This is a genomic window from Hoylesella nanceiensis DSM 19126 = JCM 15639, assembly GCF_000379965.1.
Lineage (GTDB): Bacteria > Bacteroidota > Bacteroidia > Bacteroidales > Bacteroidaceae > Prevotella > Prevotella nanceiensis.
This window is the reverse complement of the sequence record NZ_KB904327.1, coordinates 627,452-645,126: the sequence shown is the minus strand read 5'-3', so window position 1 is coordinate 645,126 and position 17,675 is coordinate 627,452. Positions and strand designations below refer to the sequence as shown.

Below are 17,675 nucleotides of genomic sequence, written 5' to 3'. Positions count from 1 at the left end.
GAGTGTAATAGCGTTTAGTGTTGATTTATAATGGTTTTAGAATCTAAATGACACTTGAATATCCATGATGTTGTAGTTAGGATTTGCCAACATCTTATCTTTTACGATCGCATATTCGCTTGCAATTCTAAAGTGTTTGTCGATGTCATAGTCGAGACCTATTTCGTAAAGGCTTCTTGATTGTCCCCAAGAGCCAGTAGGTGTGTAGGCGTCGAAACGTGCTTTTGCATACAATCTTTTCTTTATAATTGGCGCAATTATAAGAGCATAACAGCCTTCTGCTTGGTCTCCTAAGCTAGAAATAGCAACAGATTGCTTGCTCTTTCCATCGGGAGTTCTAGATGCAAAGCCTGCTCCTGTAGAGTGAATAAACTCACTTCGTACAGTCCAGTCGTTCTTTTTATATTCTGCCGACAATGCATATCTGCGTTTTTGCAATGTAACTGTTTTGCTAACGTGTTGTGTTGTGGTTATAGTTCCTACAGTAACCTCTTCTGTATAGTTTGCTTTTCGTGTGGTAGAGCCTGTCCAACCAAATGCACCAATACGCAAACCTTCAACAGGCATCACCCATAATCCACCAATAATGTCTTTTTGTTGGTCAACATCTTTCATGTTAATACCTTCTCCATTGAATACACCTATTTGGTAATGAAGTAGATTTCGACCTTCAGCAGTTTTGAGAAAGTCTCCTTGAAGCTGAACACCTATATCACGACCGTTTGATGCATGCTCTCCAGTTCTATCGCTAAAACCTGAAAGACTGCTTACACTTTGTGCCACACCCATGAATCCTTGGTCGATAGGGTGTAAGGGATTGTCAAAAGTAAAAGGTCTTTTAAACTGTCCAAACTTAATCTTTGCGAAGTCATACTTTTGCCATTCTGCAAATAAATCAACCAAACGAGGAGATTTTCCCAATGAAGATGTGTTTCCATTTACTTGTAATTGGACTTTCCAAGCAAAGTCGTTGAGGAACTTTCCGTCGAGAGAAAGACGTCCAAGACGAAGGTTAAAAGCATTCGAATGATTGCCTTTTTGAGTGCTTACATTGTAATCTAGAATTCCATAACCACTAATTTTAACATCAGTAACCCACTTGGGAGTTTCTGTTTGGGCATTCATTGATAGGGTAGAAGCTAGTAGTGCTGCTACAAGAATTTTATTTTTCATCATAAGTAGATTGTTTTTATTGATGCAAATGTACAAAAAATATGTAAGAATGACTTTTCTTTAGTAAAAAGATTACATTCTTATTGAAAACATGTAAGGTGCTGATTGGCAGGTAAGAGAAGGATAAAAAGAAAAAACTCTCATTGCATTCTATGTGAAATACAATGAGAGCTAAGTTATACTGAATACTTTCTTATTGTGAACCTAATATCTTTTTAGGTTGTCATTATTGTGATATTATAACCAAATAGCACCCGATTCAACGTGTCCTTGTGTGTAATATAGAGTCTTATAGTCTTCTACTGCCTCTGGCCAAGTGATGTTAAAGGCCTTCATTATTGCATGAATAAACTCTTTGCTTGATTCACTATATTCGCTTTCAGGCTTGTTCTTAGCGTCTAATGTTTCGCTAAGTTCGTCTAGACTTTCTTCTCTGCTAGCGTAAACAACAACGGGAATAGTGAAGTTAATGTCCCATGTTCCTTGCTGAATTTGATATGCTGAAGGAGCATTAAATGGGCTGAAAGCTTGTGTTTTAGGATCTTTCTTTCCTCTATAACCATGATATAGCTGGATTCTTAAATCAAAAGTAGTTCTGTTTTGCAAGAATTTTACAGCTCCTTTAAAGCCTAATGGATTAGTCGAACCTGTTAGTTTTGCACCATCGTTCTTAACAGTTTTATTCCAAGGAGTGGTATCTACATATTTATATTCAATGTTATCGAGAGTTGAAATGTTTGAAGTCTTAGCATTGCCAGTCATTAAATCTTTTACATTTTCAACTGCAAAGAAATGTTGGTGAATATTATCTTGACCTCCATCGATAAACTGTTGATTCATAAGTACACCCTTACTGTTATAGTATTTTATGAACATTAGGTAGATTGGAGCAGGATTTTGGTTGTCAGGAGTACCATATTCTGCAGCTTGAATCACGTAGAATTTCTTCGCACTGTTCTCTGCTACTTGCCAACCTTTACCCTGAACAAGTTCATAAGTCACCTTTTGTATGCGGCGTAAGTACTTTGCATTGCTCTCAGGATTTTGATGAGGACCACCTAAAGTCTCAATAGTATTCCAGTTTCCGTGCATATGAGACTCAATAAGTTCAACCTCAACCTTAGCAGGATCTTCGTGTAATTTATTCTTAGTTTGATCCTCTGGGGTATCAGGATCATTGCTACAAGATATAAATGATAGTGAAAATGCAATTGATAGCACTGAGAAAAGGAATGCTTTAAAAATGTTTTTCTTCATAATAGTCAAATTTATTTGTTTATAATTTATTTCTATGTTAATTTAAAATACCCAGCTAATGGTGCATCGAACATCACGACCCATGTCATGAGCATAGTACCTTGAGCGGTTGGTATATTCTTTATATTCTTTGTTTAGAATGTTATCTGCTGCCAAATGAATGCGCAATTTGTTGTTATTGTTAATATTCCATTCTGTTCCAATCTCTGCTCCAAAGAGGTTATAAGCAGGTGGTGTGAAGGCTACAAGGTCGCTTTGAGGATTAAAACGTGTTTGTTTTGCAACAAAGCGGTGCTTTAATTGTGCATAAGCTTTTATCTTTCCGATATTGATATTTTGCCAAGTTATATCGTGATCGAAGCGGAATGAAGGAATGAAAGGAAGATAATTGTTGGTTTTTTTATCATTCGCCCATATCAAACCGCATAGGAAATGGTATTCAATAGCTTTGGTTGGTTGAACTCTAATATCAAAGTCTACACCACGAAAGAAGGCATTTGTCTGCTTATATTTAAACATTGGATAAGCTCCAGAGATAACAGTTATGAACTGATTGCTAGGCTCATCGTAGATATAACCATTGATCCATTGAAGATAAGCGTCAACTCTTGCATTGATGAAGCTATTTTTATACACTGCTGAAGTAACCCATTTGGTACTTTGTTCAGAGCGCATTGTAGAGTCTCCAACTACAAACATACCTGAACCAAGCTCACTTCCGTTGCTATAAAGCTCGTAAACATGAGGCGCACGCCATGCAAGTCCAAGGTTAGAAGTAAAGCTCCAGTTCTCCGAAGGGCGGTAGTTAAAACCTAAGTTGTATGAAACATTACTAAAATTGTGGTGTCCACCGTATAAACTACCTGTGTAATCATATCCCAAAGCTTTTGTTTCTTGGTTGTCGAAACGAATTCCAATCTCTGCATTCCACTGCTTATGCTGCCATTTTTGTATGGCATAGATACCTAAATCATATTCAGTATAATTAGGAATGACAGGTACTACACCCGTTCCCTCATTATTTTTGTTGCGAATATGTAGGTAAGAAGCTCCTGCTTCCGTTGTCCAATCGCCATAGTTGACATCGTATTTCAACATATTTTGAAAAGAAGTGAGGTGCATACTCGTTGCTGGAATACTTGAAAGATTCATTCTTCTCACTCTATTTTCTTTTCTATCGTCTTGTTGAAAGGCTGTTTGCCAATAGAAATTACCCCACTTTCCTGCATCATAATATATCTTTCCGATGGCAGTGTGATGTGTAACTTGATGATAAGGATAATCAATCTTTCTAGAGAAAGGCTCGATAACAGCAGGTTGTCCCAATGCAATACGTTTCTTAAGAAGGTCCTCACTACCCATTTGAGCACTGAGCATTACACCTTCTTTTCGATTAAATAAGCTGTAAAATCCCTCAATTCTGAGTTTACCATGCTTGTATCCTAAGGCTGCCGACATGTTATGTTCACGATAACCCGTGTTGTTTAGCACATACTTTGCTGTTGAAGCGTCTCCAGAATTGATGTATGTTCCTTGTAATCTCCATGCAATATCCCGTAAGAAAGGCATTGTTCCCTCTGCTTCTGCAACAATATTGAAGCGTTTTCCGTTGCTTCCGTAAAGTGTTGAGATGGCTCCTGAAGGCTTAACTACTTGATATGGAAGTGTTTTTTGTTCGAGAACAACTATTCCTCCTAATGCTTCTGAGCCATAACGAACAGACTCTGCTCCCTTAATTACTTTGATATTGGCACTATTATTCTTATCGATTTCAGGCGCATGGTCTAGTCCCCATTGTTGACCTGTTTGTCTTGCGCCATTGTTTATCATCAGAATTCGGTTGCCATACATACCATGTATAACTGGTTTAGCTGTGCTTGTACCTGTTTGAATACTACTAACTCCGCTGACATTCTCGAGTAATGAAGCCAAAGATTTGCCCATTGCGCCTTGAATGGCTTGTGAGTTGATGGTTGATGACACAGAGTTAACACTCACACTGCTTTTAGTTCCCCTAACAACCACTTCGTCTAAGCGTTTTGTATCGGGAATAAGTAGAATGACATTCTGACCATTTTGTTGTTCTATATCGCCAAAATGCAATTGAATAGTTTTATATCCAATGCTTGAAACCTTTATAACGTCGGTCTTTTTGATGCCTTTTGGAAGTGCAATTAAGCCTTGACTATTGCTTGGAATAGCCTCCTGATTAATCCAAACATTTACGTCATAGACAGGCAATAGGGTTTCCTTATCTTTAAAGTGTAGTTCAATGGAACTTTCTTCACGTTGCTCTGTAGGTGTTTGTGCAAAGCAAGTGTGAGACGAATAGCCCCAAAGAACAAGTATACTGAGCGCCAGTAGATACTTGTTTTGTTTCATCTTGAAATAGAAAAATTATGTGATTTGTTTTTCTTAAGCCGACAACTGTTAGCCAATAGCTATTGAGCTAAAGTCTAAGCTTAATGTGTTTGTAGAATACTTACAATGATGCCATCTTTTCATAACATACCCAAAGTAAATAAGTGTGATGTTATTTACACCTTAATTATATATAGGCACACCCGTATAAACGGACGTATCTATCATTTACTTCGATATATTTACAAAGAAAACACGAGTAAGTTACATTCTTCTTTTTATGCTTTATGCTAAGAAGAATGGTGGAGAATTGGTGTTTATCGATAAAATTCTAAGATAAACACAAGGTGTATCGAATGACAGATACTTTACAATAGAGTAAGGAGCTGGTGTGATATAAACTGTGTTCTTTATAGCATTAGCTTTTTGGAACACGAAATCACAGACATTACATACTGCTTTGACTGTTGTGCAGGCTGTGCTTCCTGTTGTTTTTACATCACAATCGTGACTTGTTTCATAATGATAGTGGATACCTCTTAACGACAACATAAGAGTGAATGTTATTAATAACATCCACGCATAGCAGCGTTTTATGGTGGTTCTACTTATCATTACACTATTGATTTTATTAATTAAAACTATTATTCGATAGTATTGCAAAGATAAGATTATTCTTTTAAAAAACTATTTTTATGCAAGTGTATTGTGTTTTTTTAAGAAAAGAAAGTATGATGAAAGTACGAATATTCTTGTTTTTGTGTGTGATTAAAATCGATTTCGTTTCTTTTGAGGCTCGTTAGTGGTGAATTGATAATGTGTTTTGGCGAGATAGTAAAATAAAAACTCCTTTCTTCATTTATATCTTACTTGATTTTGTAGGACATCTCACGAGGAAAGGAGCTGTAAATAGAATGTAATTCTGCTTATTCTTCAATTAAATGCGAGTTTCTCCATGTTTGAATTAGCTTTTGAACGTCGGCTAATGCCACTTCAGGTTCAACCTCATAATGCTCTAAAAGAATATCTCTTAAAGTTTCTTCGGTAAACTCTTTGCCTTCAATCTCTCTCCATAAAAGCGCAGACGATTCATTCATGCTGATGATTTCGCTAAAGTCTATGTTGGTTTTTCCTTCTGCAATGAGGATAAATTCGCCACAAACTTCTTTTAATGAGAAATCTTTCTTTGTCTTCATATTGATATTTTATTATATTATTGTTGATGAATGATGTTTTTAAAGGAATACTTTTCTGTAGATATAGAGCAGATAACGGCGGATAGGAAACAGTCTTGTCCAAAAGAAAGAATAGGTTTTCCATTTCCAATGATTGGTGTAATCGATTGTTTTTCTGCCTTTTCTGTAGAATCCAACCACTGATGCTCTGATGTCATCAAGGGTGCAATATTCGCAAAGGTAATTGCCATCACCACGTAGAACGACATCGTTTCCGTTGATTGTAATGATTCTATGTAATACATATTGCTGACCTGTTAATTCTGCAAGCACTGGATCTCCAACCTTAATGTTGGTTGGTTTGGTTAGAATAGCTTTGTCTCTTCCGTCTTCAAGGAATGGACGCATGCTGTAACCTCGTAGACTAATGGTTGCAGTATGTCCCTCTTGAATTACTTTTATAACTTCGGGTAGGAATTGTTTATTGCTTAATTGAAGTTTTTTTATTTGGCTATTGCTTTGTGACATATTTGTGCTGCTTCTTCGTTTGGTAAACAATGAAGTATGTAATGTGATGTTAATTCTACTAATTTGAATATGATTTTGTGTGTATTGTTATAGATAACCTTGTCCCATTTCATTGTAGATATAGCGGGAAGGACTGATGCAACAGCCTCAACGGGACGTAGATGGTCGATAGAGTTTGCCGAAGCACGGTCTATTCTTGTAATTGCTCCAAGCTTAGCTTTTACCTTTCTATAACAAGGAGTTTTGCCACTCCATGGTGTTCCGTATATAAATGCTTCGTTGTTGATGATTCGTATTGCAGGACTATCATCGTTCATGAGGTCGCAATTGGGTATATATCTTAGCCAAGAGCTAACTTGTGTGCTCTTACCTGTTCCACTTTTAGCGATGAAAGCATAGCCGTAGCCGTTTTGCCTTACTAAAGATGCGTGTATTAAACAGGTATCTTTAAATCCCCCTGCAAAGGCATATATAAGAATAAGGGCATTATTTAAACCAAAACTACGCATAGTATAGGTTCCAGATAGTTTGCAATGACATTCTGTAAAATCATCGTTGGTTATCAATAAACAACATTCTTTGTTGTTGATGTTCTTGATACTGAACTGATAACCACCATCAATGATCTTGTCGACATTGGTATCTCCATTGCCAGTATCAAAGTTTCTGATATTGTCTAACTTGTCTTCTGCAATGGGTTCTAATTCATCTAAAACCGTGAAAGTAAACAATCTTTCTCCTTTTGACTCTTTGATTACAAAAGGACTAAATGATGGAATGAGACTAATATTGTTCGTTCCATCACCTTCGAAGATAATTCTTATATCTAACTCAGCGATATTAAAATCGTGAATATCTTGTTTCTTCATTGATTGTGATAATGTCTTATGCTTATAATCTTTTTCCACTTGTAAAATAGCACCTATTTACTTTTGAAACAATGCTTTAGTAAGTAGGTTGCAATAGTATTGCTATTACAGCATAAAAGCATAGCCTTTGAGTGCAAATAGCAATGAGTTTACATTGCAAAAGCTATTCTGTTGTAGTGGGAGTAATGGACTTGAATGTGAAACTTGCGTTGTTGATTTGCTTTACTTGGTATAATCCTGGATCTAAATATTTCTTCTTTATAACCAAGTATTTCTTCTCAATCTCTTTCTTTTCGATAGCAAATATGGTGGTAGCTGTCGGAGTTTGCTCGCCAATACCTTTAAGATAATCTCTTAGTTGATATGAATAATTGTCTCTTTCAACAAGAAATTTTGTTTTACTATCGATATAAGCACCGCTTATTTCTTGAATTTCTGTAATGTATAATGTTGAATCATTGAATGAAGTTGCAACGCCAAACATGTATATTTTGGTTTGTTTTGTTGCTGCAAATCCGCTGATAAAGCAGATGAAGAATAATAAAAGAAGACCTAACTTCTTGTTAATTGCAATTGTCATAAATAATTATTTGTATTGAATATGCCTGCTGAATAAATCGCAGAACAATGTTCTGTTGCTATAAAGATGATGTTCCTAGAAAATATTAGATGAACTTCTAATCTTAAAACATACGATTATGTCAGCAATTTATTATTTTCTTTCTTTTAAATTGAGTTCTATTTTAATTCTATTGGTTCGCTCTTTGGGGCTGAATTAGTGAGAGACCACAGTCTAATTCGCCTTTTTTTACTTATTTGCCGAGATAACTTTTAAGGAGCTTATTTTGTGTATTCTTTCTTAATTTCCTTATAGCTTTCTCTCGAATTTGGCGTGCTCGTTCTCTTGTTAATCCTTTTTTAGCGCCAATTTCTTGAAGAGTCATCTCCGGTTGGTTGATTCCATAGAATGCTTCAATAACGAAACGCTCACGTTCATCTAATATATTTAAAGCCAACTTCAATTCTTCACGAAGCGATTCTAATAATAAATGGGTGTCAATATCTGGACCTTCGTTGCCTTGAAGTAGGTCTGCTAATCCGTTATCGTTGCCGTCTGTTAATGGAGCATCCATCGAAACGTGGCGGTTATTGCCTTTAATTGCATCTGAAACTCTTTCTTGTGACAAGTTAATTTCTTCTGCAATCTCTGCAATAGAAGGCTTTCTTTCGAACTCTTGTTCAAACTTATTTGATATTTTATTTATCTTGTTTACTGATCCAACTTGGTTAAGTGGTAAGCGAACAAGACGACTTTGGTCGGCAAGAGCTTGCATAATGCTTTGGCGAATCCACCAAACTGCATACGAAATGAATTTGAAACCTCTTGTATCATCAAACTTTTCTGCAGCCTTTATCAAACCAATATTGCCTTCATTGATAAGATCTGGAAGGCTAAGTCCTTGGTGCTGGTATTGTTTTGCAACTGAAACAACAAAGCGTAAGTTCGCTCTTGTAAGCTTTTGGAGGGCGTCTTTGTCGCCTTCTTTAATCTTACGAGCAAGTGCAATCTCTTCTTCTGCGGTAAGAAGTCGTTCTTGTGTGATCTCTTGTAGGTATTTGTCAAGAGTAGAATCTTCTCGATTTGTAATCGATTTGGATATCTTTAGTTGTCTCATCTGTCTGCAGGTTTAGTGCTAGTTGCAAATATATAGATTTTATTTTATATTGACAAGAACTTTAAATGATTTATTTGTATCATTTTATATAATCTTTATACTTAACTGTCTGAATAGGTGTTTTTAAGCATTTTGGTAGCTTTTTTCTTGTTGTTTTAGCGCGTTTAGATGTATAAAAAGAATAAACGAGAAGGCAAAATAATCTGCCTTCTCGTTTATTGAGGTTTTAAATTGATACTAAAATCTTATTGACCGATTTGTATTGCGAAATAATCTTTCTTGCCAGTAGGCCATACTCCCTTGATATAAAGAACGGGATCTTTAGCCGTAGAAGCAGATTTTACTGCATTTTGGAGGTCAGATAATGACTTCATTGGTGTGTCGTTAACATCTAAGATGATAAGTCCTTTACCAATTCCAGCCTTCTTCAAAGCTCCATCATTAACCTTAATTACTTCCAATCCATAAGCAATCTTTAGCTCATTTTTTTGTTGTTCGGTTACAGTACGGAAGTTTCCGCCAAGAACATCAAGGTCTGCAGACTTCACAATGCTTGTGTTTCCTTGTGCATTCTTAAGTGTAACGGTTTTGCTTTCTTTCTTCTTGTTATGAAGATAAGTGATAGTTAGCTTGTCTCCAGGGCGTTTTCCTGCCATGAGCTCTTGAAGTTCAGACATTTTTGTAACCTTTTTACCATCTACAGCGACAATAACATCACCTTCTTTTAAGCCTGCAGCTTCGCCAGCACTATTGCTTTCAACCTTTGAAACATATATACCTTCGTTTGTTCCAAGGTCCAAATCTTTACCTTCTTCTTTTTGTTTGTCCTTCCAGTCGAGCACATTTGCACCCATGATACCTAGCACTGCACGTTGAACAGTACCGTATTTCTTGAGGTCTTCCACAACCTTTGTCATGATAGTTGTTGGAATTGCGAATCCATAACCGCTGTAAGAACCAGTTTGAGAGTAGAGCATTGCATTGATACCAACAAGCTCTCCACGTGTATTTACAAGTGCACCACCAGAGTTTCCACTATTAATTGCAGCGTCAGTTTGTATGAATGACTCCACACCATTCGCACCTAAAGAACGTGCTTTGGCACTAACAATACCTGCAGTAACAGTGTTGTTGAGGTTGAAAGGGTTACCAACAGCAAGCACCCATTCGCCAACTTTGAGGTCATCAGAGTTTCCTATTTGAATAGCGGGTAAGTTTTTGCCATCTACTTTGATAAGAGCAAGGTCAGAATTCTTGTCTGTACCGATGATTCTTGCATTGTATTCACGGTTGTCATTTAATGTAACAGTAAGCTGATCGGCTCCTTCTACAACGTGATTGTTGGTTACGATATAGCCATCGGGAGAGATAATGACACCACTTCCGCTAGCCTCTCTCTTTGGAGTTTGCACTTGTCGCTTTTGAGTTCCACCTTGTCCGCCACGTGGATTGCCAAAGAATCCGAATGGATCTCCAAAGAAATCAGAGAAAGGATCAGACTCAACATTCACTGTTTGCACCTTACTATTCTGGACATATTTAATATATACCACTGCAGGAAGAGACTTGTCCGCAGCGTAAGTTAGATCAACTGGCTGCCCAGCAACCACTGCTGCTGATGTATTTGCATGTACTTTTAAAAATGTTCCTGTAGATAATGCCATGGCACCAACGCACATAGCTGCAAGAAAATACTTTGAATAATTTTTCATATGTAATAATTTTATTTGTTTATTTCTATGGTTAAATACTTCTTTCTTATAAGAAAATGATGCTGTTTTCGTATTAAGTAGTTACAAATATAATGGCAAAATATATTAAACTGTCATTTTGTCACTATTCTTTATCCTGTTTTAACAGTTTTAAGGAACCTCTTAACGGCTATTAAACTCAAATCCTTTCTTTTTGTCTTATTCTGCTTTTCTTTCTTGTTATAAATGCGGTTCAGAGCGCAGTAGATGTGTACTTTATTCATTAAATTAATGTATTATAATAAATAAAATGGTGTATTTGCTCATTTTTGTGTCTTTTTGAGAACCTAAATCCAGATATATTACGTACCTTTGCAATAGGAAATGCAGAGTCTTGGTTCTGTCGTTTGCCTTTAAAAGAAGGCAAAAGGAAAGTCCGGGCAGCGTAGAGCGTTTCGCTTTTGAAAGTAAAAGCTACTAGTAATAGTAGGTTATGGTAGAAGAAAATAACCGCCATCGCAAGGTGGTAAGGGTGAGAAGGTAGTGTAAGAGACTACCAGTTAACGGGTGATCGTTAAGCTGTGCCAACCGAAAGCTGCAAGTTCGCGTATACCATCGTTTGAGAGTTGCTCGCTCGAATTATTCCGATGGAGGGTAGAATGCTTGAGTTGTAAGGTGACTTACAATCTAGATAAATGACAGATGCCTTTATTTTTCGAGAGAATATAAAGGAACAGAACCCGGCTTATAGAGACTCTGTTTTTCTTTTTGTTACACTTTAGATAAAGAAAGATACGTGACAGCTAGATTTGAAGCTTTAAAGCAATTCCTAACAACAGATATTTGGCGCATCGGTCCTGATGATGTGTCTGCTTTACGTTATTTCTTTTATAACGTGATAAAAATCCTTTATCTCTCTATTAAGTTCTTTACAACAAAGCGAATAATGGACTATGCATCTGCATTAACTTATAGTTCGCTCCTTGCTGTTGTGCCTATTTGTGCCGTAGTGTTTGCTATTGCGAGAGGATTTGGATACTCTAAATATATAGAAGTATGGTTTAGAGGTGCTTTAGAGAGTCAACCTCAGGCGGCAGAGACCATCATTGGCTTTGTAAACTCTTATCTTGTGCATACTAAAAGTGGAGTATTCTTAGGAATTGGACTTCTTTTTATGCTCTGGACTATCATTATGTTGACCCGAAAAACAGAGCTTACCTTTAATGATATATGGAATGTTAAGTCGGAAAGAACCATTGTTCGTACTTTTGTAGACTATATTGCGATGTTCTTTATCATTCCTATTATGATTGTCTTAACATCAGGTCTTTCCATATACATAGCGACAATAGCAGATAAAGCGCATGCATATACCTTTTTAGGAACCGTTATGGAAGGAGTTATTGCATTGATGCCGTATGTCATCATGTCAATAGTTTTTATCCTTTTCTATGTGTTTATGCCCAATACAAACGTAAAACTACGGGCAACAATCGTACCTGGAATCCTTTCAGGCTTTGCAATGCAGCTCTTACAATATGTATATATCAACTCACAGATATTCCTTTCAAGTTACAATGCCATCTATGGTTCATTCGCAGCCTTACCCCTTTTCATGCTATGGTTGCAACTTTCATGGACCATCTGTTTGTTCGGTGCCGAACTATGTTATACAAATCAGAACCTAGAAAAGTTCGATTTGTTTACCGATATCAAGAAGTTAAGCTATCGATATAAACTCTTTTTATGCCTCATCTTATTAAATAAGGTGTGCAAACGCTTTGCTTTAGGACTTAAACCATATACTGCCAAGGAATTAAAACTAGAGACAAATGTTTCTATTAGAGTGGTGCAAGACCTATTAGATGATTTAGTTGAGGCGGACTTGATGAGTAAGAGTATTATGATAGATGGAGAACAAGACCCTGTATATCAACCTACAACGTCGCCAGAGCATATCTCTGTGGGAATGACAATAGACCGTTTAGAGGCTTTGGGACAATGGAATGTGGATATGAATATACGTGAAGAGGTGGAAGATAGCGATGCTTGGCAAACCGTATACGCCATTCATCGAAACTACTTAAACAGCTTGCGGAAAGTGGCTGTTATGGAATTGTAAACTAAAAGCATAGTAATTAAACTATAAAAGCATAGCAATTACAAGGTAAAAGCATTGTAATTATGCTGTAAAAGTATTGAATTTACAAGAAAACAAAGTAACATTCTAAACCAATAAAGAACGATATGGAATGGATTTTTAATGATTTCGAACGACAATTGAGATACAAAATAGCTCATTACGACTATTTAGATACGTTTCCAAAGATGGCTGATTTCGGTGTAAATCAATCAGACTTTGACGATTATGTCATCGAAAAACAATCCGTTTTAGATATGGAAGGCAATGCAAGAAAACGCTATACGCTATTAGCTCTCATCTTTTTATTGCCCTTCTTTGTGTTGTCTGCCTTTCCAGAACAATACCTTCCGCTAGGCAACTACACTTTTCTCGTGGGCTTTGCGATAGGCTTTTTATTAGTATTCTTACAACAATTCATTATAAAAAAGATAAAGCAAAAACGATTGAGAAATATGTATCATCCTCAAATAGAGAGGTATATAGAAGCAGTAAACCTGTTTTCTGTGAAGTAATAAGAATAATCAATGCCAGTGAAAACATTAAGAAAGTAAATTGAAGTTTAAATGTAAAGAAGAAAAAAGAAATGAGTAATTATGATTTTTCAGTAATAATGTCGGTTTATAAGAACGACAACCCTGAACAACTCGATGTCGCTCTCGACTCAATTATCAATCAAACCTTGCCTCCAAGTGAGATTGTTGTGGTCGTAGATGGACCAGTTCCAGAGACATTGTCAAAGGTTCTAGAAGATAAAAAAAGTGTATTCCCACAATTAAGAACATTGTATCAAGAGAAAAATGTGGGTTTAGGCGGAGCATTGCGCATTGCTGTTGAGAATGCACAATATAACTATCTAGCTCGAATGGATAGTGATGATATTTCTCTTCCTAATCGTTTTGAACTGCAAATGAACGAGTTTAAGAAAGATGATAGCTTGTCTTTAGTTGGAGGTATGATTACAGAATTTGCAGAAACACCTGAAAATATCATCAGTAAGCGTATCCTTCCTTGCTCAGATGCAGAGATAAAGCAATTTATGAAGTCACGTTGTGGCGTGAATCATGTAACCATTATAGTGAAAAAAGAAGATCTGTTAAAAGCGGGAAGCTATCAAGCAGGATTTATTCAAGAAGACTATTTCCTTTGGGCTAGAATGATTTTGGCAGGTTGTACCTTTAAAAATATCCCTGAAGTAGTGGTGAATGTTCGTTCAGGTTACGACCAGTTTGCACGTCGTGGCGGTTTGAAATACTATAAAGATATATTGAAATTTAACCATTGGATGTATGAAAAGAAACTAATTTCTTTACCAAGAATGATTTATAACGATTGTGTTCGTGGCTTGGTTCAATTCTTGTTGCCTAATAGTATACGAACATTTATCTATAAAAAAGCATTACGAAACTAATTACGAAAGAAGCTATTCTTCTTAAAAAACACCAATATTAATCATGTTTGAATAAGAAGAAACACACTAAAAATAAGCTTGTATGTTTACAAAAGCAGAAGAACAATTCCTAGAGTTGTATAGAAGTGGAATCTGGGAAAAGCCTGTTAAGGAAGAAATATTTGATGGTTCGACAGATTGGGAGACCATAAAAGATTTGATGTTGGCACAAACTGTTATTGGAGTATGTACCAATGTCATCAGTAAGTTGCCCGCTCAACTCAAGCCAAATCAAAACATTTACTTCAACTTAATAATGCTTACTTCAAACATCGAACAAGCAAATAAGGCCATGAATAACCTCCTTATTGAATTGTTTGATGCCTGCGAAAAACTAAATATTAAAGCTTTCCTATTAAAAGGACAGGCAGTTGCACAATGTTATCCAAAGCCTTTGTTGCGTCAATCGGGTGATATCGACTTGCTTTTCTTAGAAACTGGCGAGTATAAGAAAGCGGTAGATGAACTTCATAAGTACTTTTCTGTGCCGATGACAGAGGTAGATCCAGATAGACCTCATGCGTTGTTTATTTGTAAAGACATTGTAGTTGAATTGCATGGAGATATTCATGGAGCTATAAATCGCAAGGCGATGAAAAATACAATGACCTGGACTAAGAGAATGTTTGCTCAAAACCCTCCTTTAATATGTAATATAGGAGAGGCTAAAGTTGTATTACCTCCAGTGCATTTCGATGCTCTTTTCATCTTTCTTCATGCGGCTCGACACTATTTTGGTAGTGCTGTTGGATTGCGACAGTTGAGCGATTGGATGAGATATCTTTATACACATAAAGATGATATCAATAGAACTGAACTTTTAAAGGATATAGAATATCTTGGGCTAACAAAGGTTTGGAGCGTATTTGCAACAATGGCTGTAGACTATTTAGGTTGTCCTGAGGAGGTAATGCCTTTATATAATAATAGGTATAAGAAAGATGCTAAGCGTTTATTACGTTACATTCTCGACTCTGGAAACTTCGGTTATCACGACAAGCGTATACAAACAACCTCTAAAAATCTCTTTGTTCAGCGTTTTATTGCAATGAAAGGACACCTTGAAATGCAGTTTAGAAACATTGTAACTTTCCCAGAAGAGTCTTTATATGGTATTCCTTTCTTCTTTAAAGATGGCTTCACACGATTTATAAAAGCATTTAAGAAATAGAACATAACAACACAATAGGCATGTGGTATTTGTGATTGCCATTGTTATTCAACATGATATAAGAAATTTAAATAAACGATATTTATGGGACATATCTCTTTCAAAATCTTTAATTTGGGCATTCTTCTACCTTTGATTAGCTCAATGTTATTGGTCTTTTGGATTCATCCAATGATTGTAAAGACTGCATTACTAAAGGATATTGTAGACAAACCCGACTACAGAAAGCTTCAAAAAAAACCCGTACCTGTGCTTGGTGGAGTGGCAGTTTATTGGGGTATTGTGATTGGAGCGGGTATAACTAGTATGGTTTTCCATAGCCATGCATTGCTCACTTCAATCGTTGCGCTTACGGTGATGATTTATATTGGCACCTTAGACGATATTCAAGGGCTTTCGCCTACATTGCGCCTGGTGATAGAAATACTTGTTGTTGCCTTCGTTGCTTATATGGATCAAAGTAGTATGAACCACTTTCATGGTTTATTTGGCATAGAAAAACTTCCTGTATATCTATCTGCTCCGCTTTGTATAGTAGGTAGTGTGGGAATTATTAATGCGATCAATATGATTGATGGAGTCGACGGTTTATCGTCAGGTTTCTGTATGTTAGCATGCGCTTCGTTTGGAGCTCTATTCGTTGCAGCTTATAATGGACCCAATGATTGTGATGTCAATGTTAGGCTTAGGAGCTATTATTCCATTCTTCTTTCATAATATTTTTGGACAGAAATCGAAGATGTTTATCGGGGATAGTGGTACTTTGATGATGGGAATGTTAATGTCTATCTTCTGTATGCGTATCTTGGATAATACAGCTGTTGTGGCTTTACGTTTCCCTAATATTGGAGTTGTAGCATTTTGTTTGTCTGTTTTGTCTGTACCTGTATTCGATACACTTCGTGTTATGATAGGTCGAATTATGAAAGGTGTTTCTCCTTTCCATGCAGATAGAAGTCACTTGCATCACTTGTTCCTCGAAATTGGTTTCTCACACCTAGGCACTTCGTTCATGGTTCTATCACTTAACCTTCTAAATATCCTTGCTTGGTTAGCAACATATTTATTGGGTGGTAGTGTAACACTTCAGTTTATTGTTGTATTTATCATTGGATTAATCAATACTACTGGTTTCTTCTATGTTGTAAGACGATTAGATCACTCTAAGAAACCATATCGAGTATTGGCTTATCTTGCAAAATTAAGTCATGTAGAAGCAGGAAAGTTCTATTGCAGGATGCGAGAAATTGTAGATAGAATATAATTCAAATAATACAATAAATGCTCTCTTTTAGAGGGCATTTGTTGTATATATGGCTTCCAGTTGATTAAAAGTATATCTTTATTTAGTGAAGGTATATAATGAATTTTGAGGCTTTCTTGACAAGAAGGCAATATCTTTGAATTTACTTTTAGATGAAATTCTCTTTTAAAAGCAATGAGTTTATGTTCTAAAACCATTGTTTTTACAATGCAATAACATTCCTTTTAGCCTTCAAAAAGATAGCTTTTATGAAGCAATAATATTCCTTGTAATTAGAAGGTGTTGGTTAGATGTCTTCCATTTGGGTAGATATTTGGATATAAAAAAATAGCTCCACAAAGTCAAATTTGAGCTTTGTAGAGCTATTCTTATCGTGAGAAATCTCACTCCTTACATTTATTTTGTAAGGGGAGAAGCCTCAGAATAAGTTCTAGAACCAAGTTCCTTGTCAATCATATACAAGCCATAACCATTGTCTTGAACCATCTTAATGTTGTCGATAATGGTTTGAACATTCTCTTCTTCTTCAACTTGTTCGTCAATGAACCATTGTAACATACTTTGAGTTGCATAGTCGTTCTCTTTTGATGTAAGAGCAAACAGCTTGTTTATCATTTCTGTTACTTGTTGTTCGTGGCGCAATGTGCTTTCGAAAATATTCAAAATAGAACTCCATTCTGTTGGAACAGAATCGATAGGTTTAAGAGAAACCTTTCCATTGCGTGCGATAACGTAGTTGAAAAGAATTTTTGCATGGTCTTGTTCTTCTTTGAATTGAATTTCAAACCATTTACCCATACCTGGTTGTCCGATTGCATGACAGTGCGCTGCCATTGACAAATAAAGATAAGCCGACCACATTTCGGCATTGATTTGAGCATTTAATGCTTCTTCGATGTTCTTTTTTAGCATAATATTTC

Annotated in this window: 17 protein-coding genes and 1 other RNA gene; 7 read left to right on the top strand and 11 right to left on the bottom strand. The window is 36.2% G+C overall.

Features of this window, described 5'->3' with window-relative positions; translation table 11 throughout:
* Positions 1-36 precede the first annotated feature (36 nt).
* From A3GM_RS0102700 to A3GM_RS0102655, 10 genes are all read right to left on the bottom strand, one after another.
* Entirely contained in the window at positions 37-1,176 is a 1,140-nt protein-coding gene (locus A3GM_RS0102700; protein ID WP_018361848.1) for a porin, read from the bottom strand.
* A 234-nt stretch (positions 1,177-1,410) separates the two neighbouring features.
* On the bottom strand, positions 1,411-2,430 hold the full coding sequence (locus A3GM_RS0102695) for a hypothetical protein (RefSeq protein WP_018361847.1): 1,020 nt from the start codon (positions 2,428-2,430) through the stop codon (positions 1,411-1,413).
* 42 nt (positions 2,431-2,472) lie between these two features.
* On the bottom strand, positions 2,473-4,812 hold the full coding sequence (locus A3GM_RS0102690) for a TonB-dependent receptor (RefSeq protein WP_018361846.1): 2,340 nt from the start codon (positions 4,810-4,812) through the stop codon (positions 2,473-2,475).
* 264 nt (positions 4,813-5,076) lie between these two features.
* On the bottom strand, positions 5,077-5,406 hold the full coding sequence (locus A3GM_RS0102685) for a hypothetical protein (protein WP_026216095.1): 330 nt from the start codon (positions 5,404-5,406) through the stop codon (positions 5,077-5,079).
* 311 nt (positions 5,407-5,717) lie between these two features.
* Positions 5,718-5,987, bottom strand: a complete 270-nt coding sequence (locus tag A3GM_RS0102680) for a PqqD family protein (protein WP_018361844.1) — start codon at positions 5,985-5,987, stop codon at positions 5,718-5,720.
* A gap of 39 nt (positions 5,988-6,026) precedes the next feature.
* Complete coding sequence (locus A3GM_RS0102675; protein ID WP_018361843.1) at positions 6,027-6,494, bottom strand: S24/S26 family peptidase; 468 nt, start codon at positions 6,492-6,494, stop codon at positions 6,027-6,029.
* The gene (locus A3GM_RS0102670; RefSeq protein ID WP_018361842.1) at positions 6,470-7,363 is read right to left on the bottom strand and encodes a hypothetical protein; all 894 of its coding nucleotides are present in this window, start codon (positions 7,361-7,363) and stop codon (positions 6,470-6,472) included. The genes A3GM_RS0102675 and A3GM_RS0102670 overlap by 25 nt, the downstream gene beginning before the upstream one ends.
* A gap of 163 nt (positions 7,364-7,526) precedes the next feature.
* Complete coding sequence (locus A3GM_RS0102665; protein ID WP_018361841.1) at positions 7,527-7,943, bottom strand: hypothetical protein; 417 nt, start codon at positions 7,941-7,943, stop codon at positions 7,527-7,529.
* A gap of 232 nt (positions 7,944-8,175) precedes the next feature.
* Positions 8,176-9,039, bottom strand: coding sequence for a sigma-70 family RNA polymerase sigma factor (locus tag A3GM_RS0102660; protein ID WP_018361840.1), 864 nt, complete (start codon positions 9,037-9,039; stop codon positions 8,176-8,178).
* A gap of 245 nt (positions 9,040-9,284) precedes the next feature.
* Positions 9,285-10,751, bottom strand: coding sequence for a Do family serine endopeptidase (locus A3GM_RS0102655; RefSeq protein ID WP_018361839.1), 1,467 nt, complete (start codon positions 10,749-10,751; stop codon positions 9,285-9,287).
* A 365-nt stretch (positions 10,752-11,116) separates the two neighbouring features.
* Between A3GM_RS0102655 and rnpB the strand changes: the two genes are divergently transcribed.
* The 7 genes from rnpB to A3GM_RS10910 all read left to right on the top strand — a co-directional run bounded on the left by rnpB (position 11,117) and on the right by A3GM_RS10910 (position 16,755).
* Positions 11,117-11,494, top strand: an RNA gene (gene rnpB, locus A3GM_RS11270) — RNase P RNA component class A.
* Positions 11,495-11,526: 32 nt separating this feature from the next.
* Positions 11,527-12,852 carry a YihY/virulence factor BrkB family protein gene (locus A3GM_RS0102650; RefSeq protein ID WP_018361838.1) on the top strand — a complete coding sequence of 442 codons (1,326 nt, stop codon included), beginning with the start codon at positions 11,527-11,529 and terminating at the stop codon, positions 12,850-12,852.
* A gap of 125 nt (positions 12,853-12,977) precedes the next feature.
* On the top strand, positions 12,978-13,385 hold the full coding sequence (locus A3GM_RS0102645) for a hypothetical protein (protein ID WP_018361837.1): 408 nt from the start codon (positions 12,978-12,980) through the stop codon (positions 13,383-13,385).
* Between the two features lie 71 nt (positions 13,386-13,456).
* Positions 13,457-14,281 (top strand): glycosyltransferase, encoded by an 825-nt coding sequence (locus A3GM_RS0102640; protein ID WP_025829669.1) that lies wholly within the window; start codon positions 13,457-13,459, stop codon positions 14,279-14,281.
* Between the two features lie 82 nt (positions 14,282-14,363).
* A complete protein-coding gene (locus tag A3GM_RS0102635; RefSeq protein WP_018361835.1) occupies positions 14,364-15,491 on the top strand; it encodes a nucleotidyltransferase family protein in 1,128 nt (375 codons plus the stop codon).
* 144 nt (positions 15,492-15,635) lie between these two features.
* Positions 15,636-16,208: an MraY family glycosyltransferase gene (locus A3GM_RS11820; protein WP_262502604.1), complete on the top strand. Its 573-nt coding sequence runs from the start codon at positions 15,636-15,638 to the stop codon at positions 16,206-16,208.
* Entirely contained in the window at positions 16,159-16,755 is a 597-nt protein-coding gene (locus A3GM_RS10910; protein ID WP_309546647.1) for an MraY family glycosyltransferase, read from the top strand. The genes A3GM_RS11820 and A3GM_RS10910 overlap by 50 nt, the downstream gene beginning before the upstream one ends.
* Positions 16,756-17,151: 396 nt before the next feature.
* On the opposite strand, the gene A3GM_RS0102625 is transcribed toward A3GM_RS10910, so the two are convergent.
* Entirely contained in the window at positions 17,152-17,667 is a 516-nt protein-coding gene (locus A3GM_RS0102625; protein WP_018361834.1) for a ferritin, read from the bottom strand.
* Positions 17,668-17,675 lie beyond the last annotated feature (8 nt).